10 protein-coding genes are annotated in these 12,966 nt (G+C 70.1%); 6 read left to right on the forward strand and 4 right to left on the reverse strand.

Translation table 11 applies throughout. From position 1 onward, the window contains the following. Positions 1-168: 168 nt before the first annotated feature. From ACWC09_RS27655 to ACWC09_RS27665, 3 genes are all read left to right on the forward strand, one after another. Positions 169-1,554: a class II fumarate hydratase gene (locus tag ACWC09_RS27655; protein WP_450853447.1), complete on the forward strand. Its 1,386-nt coding sequence runs from the start codon at positions 169-171 to the stop codon at positions 1,552-1,554. Between the two features lie 83 nt (positions 1,555-1,637). Further along, positions 1,638-2,333: a cytidylyl-2-hydroxypropylphosphonate hydrolase gene (gene fomD / locus ACWC09_RS27660; protein ID WP_450853449.1), complete on the forward strand. Its 696-nt coding sequence runs from the start codon at positions 1,638-1,640 to the stop codon at positions 2,331-2,333. 295 nt (positions 2,334-2,628) lie between these two features. Next, a complete protein-coding gene (locus tag ACWC09_RS27665) occupies positions 2,629-4,749 on the forward strand; it encodes a SpoIIE family protein phosphatase (RefSeq protein WP_450853451.1) in 2,121 nt (706 codons plus the stop codon). A 57-nt stretch (positions 4,750-4,806) separates the two neighbouring features. Here ACWC09_RS27665 and ACWC09_RS27670 read toward each other — a convergent pair whose 3' ends face one another. Continuing rightward, positions 4,807-7,206 carry a transglycosylase domain-containing protein gene (locus ACWC09_RS27670; RefSeq protein ID WP_450853452.1) on the reverse strand — a complete coding sequence of 800 codons (2,400 nt, stop codon included), beginning with the start codon at positions 7,204-7,206 and terminating at the stop codon, positions 4,807-4,809. Positions 7,207-7,538: 332 nt separating this feature from the next. Between ACWC09_RS27670 and ACWC09_RS27675 the strand changes: the two genes are divergently transcribed. Genes ACWC09_RS27675 through ACWC09_RS27685 form a run of 3 tightly spaced genes read left to right on the forward strand, consistent with a single transcriptional unit; the run spans position 7,539 to position 11,076 of the window. Continuing rightward, entirely contained in the window at positions 7,539-8,063 is a 525-nt protein-coding gene (locus tag ACWC09_RS27675; protein ID WP_450853453.1) for a PadR family transcriptional regulator, read from the forward strand. Further along, complete coding sequence (locus ACWC09_RS27680; RefSeq protein WP_450853454.1) at positions 8,060-8,746, forward strand: ABC transporter ATP-binding protein; 687 nt, start codon at positions 8,060-8,062, stop codon at positions 8,744-8,746. The genes ACWC09_RS27675 and ACWC09_RS27680 overlap by 4 nt, the downstream gene beginning before the upstream one ends. Then, positions 8,743-11,076 carry an FtsX-like permease family protein gene (locus tag ACWC09_RS27685; RefSeq protein WP_450853455.1) on the forward strand — a complete coding sequence of 778 codons (2,334 nt, stop codon included), beginning with the start codon at positions 8,743-8,745 and terminating at the stop codon, positions 11,074-11,076. The genes ACWC09_RS27680 and ACWC09_RS27685 overlap by 4 nt, the downstream gene beginning before the upstream one ends. Before the next feature lie 55 nt (positions 11,077-11,131). Here the strand turns inward: ACWC09_RS27685 and ACWC09_RS27690 are convergent, their stop codons facing one another. Genes ACWC09_RS27690 through ACWC09_RS27700 form a run of 3 tightly spaced genes read right to left on the reverse strand, consistent with a single transcriptional unit; the run spans position 11,132 to position 12,809 of the window. Beyond that, the gene (locus ACWC09_RS27690) at positions 11,132-11,560 is read right to left on the reverse strand and encodes a hypothetical protein (RefSeq protein WP_450853457.1); all 429 of its coding nucleotides are present in this window, start codon (positions 11,558-11,560) and stop codon (positions 11,132-11,134) included. A gap of 4 nt (positions 11,561-11,564) precedes the next feature. Next, positions 11,565-11,951, reverse strand: coding sequence for a roadblock/LC7 domain-containing protein (locus ACWC09_RS27695; RefSeq protein WP_450853458.1), 387 nt, complete (start codon positions 11,949-11,951; stop codon positions 11,565-11,567). A gap of 33 nt (positions 11,952-11,984) precedes the next feature. Next, a complete protein-coding gene (locus tag ACWC09_RS27700) occupies positions 11,985-12,809 on the reverse strand; it encodes a MarR family transcriptional regulator (protein ID WP_450853460.1) in 825 nt (274 codons plus the stop codon). Positions 12,810-12,966 lie beyond the last annotated feature (157 nt).

The following is a 12,966-nucleotide window of genomic DNA, read 5'->3' on the forward strand; positions in this document are numbered from 1 at the left end:
GGCGACGAAACCGTGGAAGTCCGTCTCCACACGCTCCCCCCTTCCTGTCACCCCTCCTCGACGGGGAAGGCGTGCCATCTGCTGCACGGCCGCGGTGAGACCTGAGTCACAGTCCACGGATGGCCCAGAGTCCGGAACATCCCCACCCTTCCGATCGCTGTACGAGACATGAGCGATTACCGGATCGAGCACGACTCCATGGGCGAGGTAAGGGTTCCCGCGGACGCCAAGTGGCGGGCCCAGACCCAGCGTGCCGTCGAGAACTTCCCCATCTCCGGCCAGCGCATCGAGCGCGCCCACATCGAGGCGCTCGCGCGGATCAAGGGCGCGGCGGCGAAGGTGAACGCGCGGCTCGGGGTGCTCGACAAGGACATCGCGGAGGCGGTGCAGGAGGCGGCCGCGGAGGTCGCGCGCGGGGACTGGGACGAGCACTTCCCGATCGACGTCTTCCAGACCGGTTCCGGTACCTCGTCCAACATGAACACCAACGAGGTCATCGCCACGCTGGCGACCGAGCGGCTGGGGAAGGACGTACACCCGAACGACCATGTGAACGCGTCCCAGTCGTCCAACGACGTCTTCCCTTCGTCCATCCACATCGCCGCCACCGGCGCCGTCACCCGGGAACTGATCCCGGCCCTGGAGCACCTGGCCGACTCGCTCACCCGCAAGTCCGAGGAGTTCGCGGACGTGGTGAAGTCCGGGCGGACGCATCTGATGGACGCGACGCCCGTGACCCTGGGGCAGGAGTTCGGCGGATACGCGGCCCAGATCCGGTACGGCGTCGAGCGGTTGTACGCCTCGCTCCCCCGCCTCGCCGAACTGCCCCTGGGCGGTACCGCCGTGGGCACCGGCATCAACACCCCGCCCGGTTTCTCCGCCGCCGTCATCGAGGAGGTGGCCCGCGTCACCGGGCTGTCGCTGACCGAGGCCCGCGACCACTTCGAGGCGCAGGGCGCGCGGGACGGCATCGTCGAGACCAGCGGGCAGCTGCGGACCATCGCCGTGGGACTGACGAAGATCGCGAACGACCTGCGGTGGATGTCCTCCGGGCCGCGGACCGGCCTCGCGGAGATCAACCTGCCCGATCTGCAGCCCGGTTCGTCGATCATGCCCGGCAAGGTCAACCCGGTGATCCCGGAGGCCGTGCTCATGGTCGCCGCCCAGGTCACCGGAAACGACGCGACCGTCGCCACCGCCGGGGCGGCCGGCAACTTCGAGCTCAACGTCATGCTGCCGGTGATCGCGAAGAACGTACTGGAGTCGATCCGGCTGCTGGCCAACGTCTCGCGGCTGCTCGCCGACCGGACCGTCGAGGGGATCACGGCCAACCGGGAGCGGGCGCGGGAGTACGCCGAGTCGTCGCCGTCCGTGGTCACCCCGCTGAACAGGTACATCGGCTACGAGGAGGCCGCCAAGGTCGCCAAGAAGGCGCTGGCCGAGCGGAAGACGATCCGCCAGGTCGTCCTGGAGAACGGGTATGTGGAGCGCGGCGACCTCACGATGCAGCAGCTCGACGAGGCGCTGGATGTCCTGCGGATGACGCGGCCGTAACCATTCGTCGACCAGGTCTCGCCGGGGCGAGAACCGTGACGCGTGCCGCAGCGTCGTATGCCCATGGCACCTAATATCTGTGCATGGCAGAGGGCGGAGCGGTGAGAGCGGACGCGGCGGCGGGTACGGCGGCGGGCTTCTGGGCGCCCGGAGCCCAGATCCTGTGGCGGTACCGGGAGAACGCCGGTGAGCGCTTCCACATCGCCCGCCCCGTCACGGTCGTCCGTGACGACGCCGACGTGCTCGCCGTGTGGCTCGCGCCCGGCACCGAGTGTGTGAAGCCGGTCCTCGCCGACGGCACGCCCGTGCACGTCGAGCCACTGGAGTCGCGGTACACCAAGCCGCGGACCGTCCAGCGCGACCGATGGTTCGGCACGGGCGTGCTGAAGCTGGCCCGGCCCGGTGAGCCCTGGTCGGTGTGGCTGTTCTGGGAGCCGGGCTGGCGGTTCAAGAACTGGTACGTGAACCTGGAGACCCCGCTGACCCGTTGGCACGGCGGGGTGGACTCCGAGGACCACTTCCTGGACATCTCCGTGCACCCGGACCGCAGTTGGCACTGGCGCGACGAGGACGAGTTCGCACAGGCCCGGACGGACGGGTTGATGAACGATCAACTCGCCGCACAGGTGCGCGAAGCAGGACGTTCCGCAGTAGAGGTGATCCGCGCCTGGGGCCCTCCGTTCAGCGACGACTGGCAGCAATGGCGCCCGGATCCGTCCTGGGCTGTACCTTCTTTGCCGGAGGACTGGGACCGTACGCCCGCGCATCTGTCCTCATGAGACCCTTGATGCGCCCCCGGTCCACAACCGTAGGATCGTCCTCCGCAAGGGCGCAGGGCGGCAACTCCCGGAGCATGCGCTGGGCTTGACCGAACGTCACCGAGGGGCGGCAGGACGTGAGCGAGGGGTACGAGGGCAACACCGGAGCGAGCCGTGGACGGTTCGTTTCCGGCACAGGAACAGCCTCTGACCACGCGGGAATTCCGTTCCGGGGACACGTATTCCGGGTATCGGGATTCCTGCGGGACCACCTGCGCGTACGACGCGCAGCCCCGGACGGACGGATTCGACACGCGTGACGGAGCACCCCATCTCCTTCGAGCGCCCGGGCGCCGACCCTGCGGACCCCCGCGGGGCACTCCTGCACACCCCGACGCAGGTGCCCGACACTCCCACGGCGGCCTTACCCGCACAGGCGCGCACCGGAGAGACACCCTCGACGCCGGGGACCGCCGCACCGTGCGGCAAGGGAAAGGAGCCGGCCTCGCCTCCCGACACCACGGGCACGGGCCCGGAGCACTCCCAGCCCGCCGCCGTAGAAGCCGTAACGCCCGACACGCCCCGTCCGCGGCCCGCGCCCGAGGCCATACCGGCGCAGCCGGGGGCCGAGCGGGACGGGCCACAGGGCGGCGGCGAGGGTCAGGAGCGCCGCAAGGGACAGGGGCACGCGCCCGGACAGCCCACGCCCATGCGACGGGACGGGGACCGGCTGCGGTTCGTCGGTGCCGCCACCCGGCGCATCGCGCGCGGCATCGACCTCGACGAGATCGTCATGGGGCTGTGCCGGGCCACCGTGCCGACCTTCTCGGACGCGATCCTGGTCTATCTGCGCGACCCGCTGCCGGTCGGCGACGAGCGGCCCACGGGCCCGCTGCTGCTGCGCCTGCGGCGCACCGACCGCATCCCGGCCGAGCGGGACAGCGAGGGCGCCGGCTTCTCGCCCGCGCTCCAGCCGGAGCCGGCCGAGCTGTCCGAGCTCGACTCGCTCGGCGCGGAGCTGTGCGAGGTACGGCCGGGCAGCGCACTCGCGGAGGTGCTGCGCGGTGTCCGCCCGGTCTTCACGGACGCGCCGGCGGCCCATGCCGCCCTGCCCGAACTTCTGGGCGAGGGCGGGGAGTTGCTGGTGCCGGCCGGTCAGCGGGCGATTCTCGCCCCGCTGCGCGGGCGCCGGCGGGTGATCGGTGCCGCTCTGTTCCTACGACGTCCTGAGCGCCTGGCGTTCGAGCCCGACGACCTCCTGGTCGCCGCGCAGCTCGCCACACACAGCGCACTGGGCATCGACAAGGCGGTGCTGTACGGGCGTGAGGCGTACATCGCCGACGAGTTGCAGCGCACCATGCTGCCGGAGCACCTGCCGCGGCCCACGGGTGTGCGGCTCGCCTCGCGCTATCTGCCGGCCGCGGAGACCGCGCGGGTGGGCGGCGACTGGTACGACGCGATTCCGCTGCCGGGCAGCCGGGTCGCGCTGGTCGTGGGTGACGTCATGGGGCATTCGATGACGTCGGCCGCGATCATGGGCCAGCTGCGGACCACCGCGCAGACGCTCGCGGGTCTTGATCTGCCGCCGCAGGAGGTGCTGCACCATCTCGACGAGCAGGCGCAGCGGCTCGGGACGGACCGGATGGCCACGTGCCTGTACGCCGTCTACGACCCGGTCTCGCACCGGATCACCATCGCCAACGCGGGGCATCCGCCGCCGGTGCTGCTGCACCTGGGCGGGCGGGCCGAGGTGCTCCGGGTGCCGCCCGGGGCGCCGATCGGGGTCGGTGGCGTCGACTTCGAGGCGGTGGAGCTCGACGCGCCCGCCGGGGCCACGTTGCTGCTGTACACCGACGGGCTGGTCGAGTCCCGGCTGCGGGACGTGTGGACCGGCATAGAGCAGCTGCGGGAGAAGCTCGCCGCCACCGCCCAGTTGACGGGGCCGGATCATCCGCCGCCGCTGGAGGCGCTGTGCGACGAGGTGCTGGACATGCTCGGTCCCGGGGACCGGGACGACGACATCGCGTTGCTCGCGGCTCGGTTCGACGGGATCGCCCCGAGTGATGTCGCGTACTGGTTCCTGGAGCCGGAGGACGCGGCGCCGGGGCGTGCGCGGCGGCTTGCCCGGCGGGCGTTGGATCGGTGGGGGCTGGAGGAACTGAGCGATTCCGTGGAGCTGTTGGTGAGCGAGGTGGTCACCAACGCGGTGCGGTACGCGTCTCGGCCGGTGACCCTGCGGTTGCTGCGGACCGATGTGCTGCGGTGCGAGGTCGGTGACGATGTGCCGCAGTTGCCGCGGCTTCGGCAGGCTCGGGCCACGGACGAGGGCGGGCGCGGCCTGTACCTCGTCAACCGGTTGGCCAGGCGGTGGGGGGCGACTCGGCTGAGTACCGGGAAGGTCGTCTGGTTCGAGCTGAGTAAGACACCAGCGTCGTAGGACCAAAAGAAAGCAGGGCGCCCGGAGCTTTCCGGGCGCCCTGTCTCTTTGTGGTCGCTACTGCTGTCGGTTCGGGTTCAGCGGGTTGCCTATGCTGCCGGTCGGCGTCTGCGTCGGCGTCTGGGTCGGGGTCTGCGTGGGCGTCTGCGTCGGCGTCTGGGTGGGCGTCTGGGTCGGCGTCTGCGTCGGGGCCTGGGTGGTCGGGGCCTGGCTCGTCGGGGTCTGCGACGGCGTCTGGCTCGGGGTCTGGCTCACCGTCGGGGTGTACGTCGGCTGGACCGCCGCGCCCTGGGTGGTGTTCAGGTCGAACTTGAGGCCCGTCTTGGAGACTCCGAAGGTGTACGCCGCCCAGATCTGGGCCGGGAAGCCACCGCCGTTGACGCGGGGGAGGCCACCCGCCTTGTACATCGAGACCTGGGCACCGCTCTTCTTCGACTCGCCGAACAGGCCCACCGAGGTGACCAGGTCGGGCGTGTAGCCGGTGAACCACGCCGAGCGGTTCTCGTCGGACGTACCCGTCTTGCCGGCGACCTTGCGGCCGTCGCGGTTGGAGTTGTCACGGACCGAGATCTTGGCCGTACCGTCGTCGACCACGCCGGTCAGGACCGAGGTGACCGAGTCGGCGGCCTCTTCGTTGATGACCTGCCCGCCGATCGGGTTCGGCAGGTTGACCGTGCGCCTGCTGTTCTCGACCGACTTGATGATGGACGGGGTGACCTTCTTGCCGTGGTTGTCGAGGGTCGCGTAGACGCCGGCCATCTGCCACGGGCTCGCGCCCATCGTGCCGAGGGTCTGCGCCGGTACGGCCTTCAGGTCGCCGGTGTCCATGCCCATCTGGCTGCCCACCTTGAGGACCTTGTCCATCCCGACGTCGACGCCCATCTGCGCGAAGACGGAGTTGACGGACTTGTTCATCGCCGTCTGGACGGTGATGTTGCCGTAGTTCTGGTCGTCCTCGTTCTCGGGGGCGAAGCCGACCTTGGTGCCGTTGTCCACGACCTGGCGCTTGCTGGTGCCGTCGTACATCGTGTTCGCGGTGATCGGCTTGCCGGCCTGGGTCCGGGCGTCCTCGTCCAGGGCCGCGGCCAGGATCACCGGCTTGAAGGTCGACGCCGGCTGGTAGTCCGTGCGGGTCGCGTTGGAGCGGTAGTGGTCGTAGTAGCTCTTGCCGCCGTACAGCGCCACGACCGCGCCCGTCTTCGGGTTCACGGAGACCGCGCCGGCTTGGACGTCCGCGTCCACCGAGCGCTTCTTCGGGTCGAGCTTGCTGGTCAGCTGCGACTTGGCCGCGTTCTCCAGCGCCTTCTGCTTCTTCTTGTCGATGTTGAGGGTGATGGTCCAGCCACCGGCCTTCACCATCGTCATGGCGTCGTTGTAGTTGTCGGCGGTGCCCTGCGTGACGAGTTGCTTGGCCAGCTGGTTGTTGGCCGCGTCGACCAGGTAGCCGGTCTGGCCGCCCATGCCGGGCGCGGCCTTGGGGGCCTTGGGGATCGGGAAGGTCATGGCATCCCGCTTGGTCTTGTCCAGCCAGCCCTCCTCGACCATGTTGTCGAGGACGTAGTTCCAGCGGGCCTTGACCAGCTTCCTGCCGGTGTCGGAGGCGACGGCCCAGTCGTACTGGCTCGGCGCCTGGAGCAGCGCGGCGAGATAGGCGCCCTGCTGGACCTTGAGCTTGTCGGCGTCGACGTGGTAATAGGCCTGGGCCGCGGCCTGGATGCCGTAGGCGCCGCGGCCGTAGTAGCTGGTGTTGATGTAGCCCGCGAGGATGTAGTCCTTGGTCTTGGTGCGGTCCAGCTTCAGCGAGATGACCAGTTCCTTCAGCTTGCGCGAGACGGTCTGGTCGGCCGTGAGGTAGTAGTTCTTGACGTACTGCTGGGTGATCGTCGAGCCACCCTGGGTGCCCTTGCCGGAGAGGGTGTTGATCAGACCGCGGGCGGTGCCCTTGAAGTCGACGCCGGCGTCCTTGTAGAAGGTCTTGTTCTCGGCGGCGACGAAGGTCAGCTGGACCTTCTTCGGAACCTTGTCCAGGCTCACGATCTCGCGGTTCTTGTCACCGTCGCGGGTCAGCAGCGAGCCGTCGCTGTACTTGTAGACGTTGCTTTGCACCTGCGCGTCCGCGTTGCCCGCGGGAATGTCGATCATCATGTACAGCGCGACGAAGGCGCCCATGCCGAGCAGGCACATGGCGAAGAAGCCGCCGACCATCTTCTTCCAGGTGAAGAGCCGGCGTATGAAGCTCCGGCCGTCCTTCCCCTTGCCCGCCTTGCCCCGTCCGCCCTTGCCCTGTGCGGCCCTGCGTGCTGCGGCCCGGCCGCCCTCCATGGGGCCGGGCTCGGCTATGCCGACCGACGCGGTGCCGGCCGGGCGGGTGGGCGCCGCCGTACCCGACGAGCGCGTGGGGGGCGCCGCGCGGCGGCTACCGCGCTGTCGCGCTCGTCTCTCTTCCGCTCGTCCCATGGGTCCGTTCCGCTCCGCTTCGTTCATGTGTGCTCATGAGTCGCACAGGTTCGCCGCACAGGTCAGCTCAGAAAGCTAACACCGGGAGATGTGCCAAAGGTCCGCCGTTCCGGGCTTTTGCGGACGTGACAATCAGCACCTGCCCCAAAGGAACCGACGGTCGGGAGCGGTCGAGGGTTGTCCGGCGAGGTGAAGCGAGACCACTTCGACACCTCCGTGCGCTGTTGCAGAACCATGACAATCGGTCCCCACCTGCACACTCACACACACCGCCATGATCTACACACTCCGCGTATACACGACGCGTATACACCCCATGTACAGTCCTTGGCATGTCCATCGGTCACACCCTTCTAGGACTCCTTGAGTCCGGGCCACGTCATGGTTACGACCTCAAGCGGGCCTTCGACGAGAAGTTCGGTCATGATCGGCCGTTGCACTACGGCCAGGTCTACTCGACGATGTCCCGGCTGCTGAAGAACGGGCTCGTCGAAATCGACGGCATCGAGGCGGGCGGCGGGCCCGAGCGGAAGCGGTACGCCATCACCGACGCCGGGATCACCGACGTGGAGCGGTGGCTCGCGACGCCCGAGGCGCCGGAGCCGTATCTCCAGTCGACCCTGTACACCAAGGTCGTTCTGGCTCTGCTGACGCATCGCAACGCCGCCGACATCCTCGACACCCAGCGTGCCGAGCATCTGCGGATGATGCGCATCCTGACGGATCGGAAGAGGAAGGGCGACCTCGCCGATCAACTCATCTGCGATCACGCCCTCTTCCATCTCGAGGCCGACCTGCGCTGGCTGGAGCTCACCGCCGCGCGCCTCGACAAGCTCGCCGAGGCGGTGGCCAAGTGACTCCTGACGGTTCTCTTCTCGTCGCCGACGACCTGCGTAAGGCGTACGGACCGACCACCGCGCTCGACGGTGCCGGGTTCTCCATCCACCCCGGCGAGGTCGTCGCCGTCATGGGACCCTCCGGGTCCGGCAAGTCGACGCTGCTGCACTGTCTCGCCGGGATCGTGACGCCCGACTCCGGGTCGATCACCTACAACGGGCGCGAGATGGCGACCATGAGCGACGCCGAGCGGAGTGCGCTACGGCGCTCCGAGTTCGGGTTCGTGTTCCAGTTCGGGCAGTTGGTGCCGGAGCTGACCTGCGTCGAGAACGTCGCGCTTCCGCTCCGGCTGAACGGGACCTCCCGCAAGGAGGCCGAGCGGGCCGCGCTGACCTGGATGGAGCGGCTGGAGGTCGACGACCTGAAGAAGAAGCGGCCCGGTGAGGTGTCCGGCGGGCAGGGGCAACGGGTCGCGGTGGCGCGGGCGCTGGTCACCGACCCGCGCGTGCTGTTCGCCGACGAGCCCACCGGCGCGCTCGACTCGCTCAACGGCGAGCGCGTGATGGAGCTGCTCACGGACGCGGCCCGGTCCACCAACGCCGCCGTCGTGCTCGTCACACACGAGGCACGGGTCGCCGCCTACTCCGACCGCGAGATCGTCGTACGGGACGGGAAGTCCCGGGACATGGAGCGCGTCGTATGAGACTGCGGGGGTGGGCCGGGGATCTGGCCATGGGGGTGCGCTTCGCCTTCGCCGGCGGGCGTGAGGGGTGGACGCGGGCCGTGCTGACGGCCGTGGGGGTCGGGCTCGGGGTCGCGCTGCTGCTGCTGACCACGGCGATACCCAGCGCGCTGTCCGCGCGGAACCAGCGGGGCACCGACCGGGACGACTTCACGTACAGCATGAAGGTGCTGCCGAAGGCCGACGACACGCTCGTCATCGCTGGTACGGACACGACCTTCCGCGGCAAGGACGTACGCGGGCGGCTGGTGGAGCCCGAGGGGGCGAAGGCGCCGCTGCCGCCCGGGGTCGGGAAGTTCCCGGGCCAGGGCGAGATGGTCGTCTCGCCCGCGCTGCGGAAGCTGTTGGACTCCGGCTCCGGCCGGATGCTGCGGGACCGCATCCCGTACCGGGTGGTCGGCACCATCGGGCACCCCGGGCTGATCGGGCCCGCCGAACTCGCCTACTACGCGGGGGCGACGGGGCTGGAGAACCATCTGTCGAGCGGATCGGTCGAGCGGATCGACTACTTCGGGCCCTCCCCGGTGCACACGCCCGACAAGCTGGACCCGATCCTCATCCTCCTCGTCATGATCATCTTCGTGGTGCTGCTGCTGCCCGTCGGCGTGTTCATCGCGGCCGCCGTGCGCTTCGGCGGTGAGCGACGGGACCGCCGGCTCGCGGCCCTCAGGCTGGTCGGGGCGGACGGGCGGATGGCGCGCCGGATCGCGGGGGGCGAGGCGCTCGCGGGGGCGCTGCTCGGCCTCGTGCTCGGCACCGTCTTCTTCCTGGCCGGGCGGCAGTTGGCGGGGGTGCTGGTGGTGCGGGACATCAGTGTGTTCCCGAGCGACCTCAACCCGTCGCCCGCGCTCGTCGCGCTCGTCGCCGTCGCCGTGCCGACCGCGGCCGTCCTGGTCACGCTGTTCGCGCTGCGCGGGGTCGTCATCGAACCGCTCGGCGTGGTCCGCACGGCGAAGCCGCCGCGCCGCCGGCTGTGGTGGCGGCTGCTGCTGCCGCTGGGCGGGCTCGCGCTGCTGTACCCGATGGTCGGACAGGGCCGCAGCAACGGGAACTTCAACCAGTGGATGGTGATCAGCGGCACCGTGCTGCTGCTGGTCGGCGTCACCGCGCTGCTCCCCTGGGTCGTGGAGGCCGTGGTGAACCGGCTCGACGCCGGGTCCGTGTCCTGGCAACTGGCCGTGCGCAGGCTGCAGTTGAGCAGCGGCTCGGCGGCCCGGATGGTCAACGGCATCGCGGTCGCGGTGGCCGGGGCGATCGCGCTGCAGATGCTGTTCGCCGGTGTCGAGCACGACTACACCAAGGAGACCACCAACGACCTGAGCCGGGCCCAGATGCAGATCTACGTACGCGGCGACGTCCCGCTGACCGAGGCCGCCCGGCAGCTCGCCGCGACCAAGGGCGTGCACAGCGCCTCCGCCATCTCGCAGGGCTCGGCCGGGGACCGGGCCAAGGAGGCGGACAACACGCTGGAGGTGGCCGCCGGCACCTGCGCGGAGCTGCGGGAGGTGGCCCGGCTGTCGTCCTGCCACGACGGTGACGTCTTCGTGGTCAAGGGCACCAACTACGACGCCAAGGCCAAGGAGCTCACCACACCGGGCCACACCCTGTACTTCGACCCGGCCTACACCGGCTCGACACACCACACGGTGGCCTGGAAGGTGGCCCCCGGCATCAAGGCGGCGGACGAGCGCGAGGACCCGACCGGCTATGCCCGCGGCGGCCTGCTGTTCACCCCGGGCGCGCTGCCCGCGGGCACGATGGCCGGCATGGTCCAGCAGGTGTATGTCTCGCTGAACCCGTCGGTGCCGGACGCCGACGACTACGTACGCAACGCCGCCGCGCGGCTGGACCGGCTGGCGGACGTGAACACCATGGCGGCCAGCAGGACGTCGCTGCAGTTCCGCTCCATCCGCACCGGCCTGTTCGTCGGCGCCACGTGTGTGCTGCTGCTGATCGGCGCGAGCCTGCTGGTCTCCCAGCTGGAGCAGCTGCGCGAGCGCAAGAAGCTGCTGTCGTCCCTGGTCGCCTTCGGCACCCGGCGCCGCACGCTGAGCCTCTCGGTGCTGTGGCAGACCGCGATCCCGATCGCGCTGGGCCTGCTGCTGGCGTCCGCGGTGGGGCTGACGCTGGGCGCGGTGCTGCTGAAGATGGTCGAGGTCTCGGTGAGCGTGGACTGGGCGAGCGTGCTGTCGATGACGGCGATCGGCGCCGGGGTCGTCCTCGCGGTGACCCTGCTCAGCCTGCCGCCGCTGCTGCGGCTGATGCGCCCGGACGGCCTGCGCACGGAGTAGCCGGAACACGACGGCCCCTCCCCCTGCGACGGGGAGGGGCCGTCGTCCTGTCCGCTCAGAGGCCGTAGCTCTGCACCACCCGCCGCACCTGCGCGAACAGCATCCCCACGTTGACCGACTTGCGGCAGACGACCACGGCGACGACGTCCTGCTGCTCGTTCATCCGCACGAACAGGTGGGTGAGGTTCTCGCTGTTGACGAGGATCTCCTGGAAGAAGTGGTTCTCGCTCTGCATGCCGCGGCGTTCCTTGAAGACGTCCTCGATCATGACGACCGTGCGGCCCTGGAACAGGTCGAGGGTCGCGCCCGCGAGCAGGTCCAGGACCTCCGGCGGGTGGTTGTCGACGGTTTCGTACGAGAGCAGCATGCCGGTGGACATGTCGACGACGCCCGAGGCGACGCAGTCGGGGGCATCCGTACGCAAGGACTTGACCAGGCCCATCACCTGATCGGAGAAACCGGGGGTCATACGCTTTGTCGCCATCCCTTCAGACTCCTTCTGCCGTCTTGTTCATGAGGATCGAACCGATCCGGTCCAGGGCGGGCTGGGTCGCCAGATGCAGCCGGTCGACGTCCATGCCCTCGTCGCCGAGGACGACCATCAGGGCTGTGTCGCCGACGGCGTAGAAGGCGGCACAGCCATGGCTTCCGTAGGTCACCGTCTGGCGCAGGGTGCCGCGGGCGGTCGCCTGGGCGGTGCGGCGGGCCAGGCCCAGGCCGGCCGCGGCCAGCGCGGCGAGGCCTTCCGGGTCGATCGAGTCGGCGGTGTCGGCCGCGATGAGCAGCCCGTCGGCCGCCGCGACCGCGGTGTCGGTGATGCCGGTGACCTGTTCTCGCAGGACCCGCATCTCCAGTGCCAGGGCTTCGTGATCCATTCCATCAACTCCCGTAATTTCCTTGGGATCTGTTCATCTCGGGGTTCCGTTCCTGAGGCGGAAGAAGCCGCCCGGTCTACGGCGGGGCAGATCGGCGGGTTCGGGTGGCTCGGGCGGGGGCGGGGCGGGCGGCGGCGGTGTGCGGTGCCGCACGCCTTCGGGCGGGGTGCGGACCGGGATGGCCGCGGGGGCCGGGGGGCACTCCAGGAGACCCTCGGCGAGCATGCGGGCGAGTTCGACGGTGACGGTGTAGACGCCGCGGCCGGTGCGGAAGGCGAGGTCGCGGGCGGTACGGCGGCCGTCGGCGTGGGCGAGCAGATCGCTCCGCAGTTCGCTGAGGGGACGGTCCAGCCCCCTGACCGGAAGCGGCCGTTCCCGGTCCGGGTGGACGGGGTGGGGCATCGCGGCGAGGGCGGCGAGCCTGCGGTCGGCCTCCTCCAGGAGCCGGGCGGGGGGCTCCCCGACGGGCACCGGGGCGGGCGGTTCGAAGCCGACGACGGTGCGTTCGCAGCCGTCGACACGGCCGGCCACGACCGCGAACGCCGCGTCGTGCAGGGCCATCTCGCAGACGACCCGGAGCTGGGCGGCCCCGGTGTACCCGTGTGCGATCAGCCCGGCGACCGGCCAACGCGCGCCCCCGGCCTCCCGCACCAGCGCCGCCCACTGCTCCCCGTTCACCCGTCCGGACCGCAGCAGCAGCGCCTCCGGCCCGGGCGCGCCCGGCGTCTCCACGGCGACCACGAGCCCGTTGCGGAGGTGGAAGGTGCCCCCGGGCACCCCCGTCACCCGCAACTGCCCGGTCAGCCCCTCCCGCCCACAGGCACCCAGAGACCGCGCCAGCAGCTCGTAGCCCGACATCACGCCCCTCGCCCGCCCCAGCCGAGTCGCACATACGCCTGACGCGTAGCGCTGAGGGGGGAAGATGTATCAGTCCGCGCGCATATTCCGTCCGGAGATTTCCGACCTGTCCCCGGTTGGCGGAAGTTGAGCCGCGAGTCCGTCCAATTGGCTTTGT

This window comes from Streptomyces sp. NPDC001617 (genome assembly GCF_053596855.1).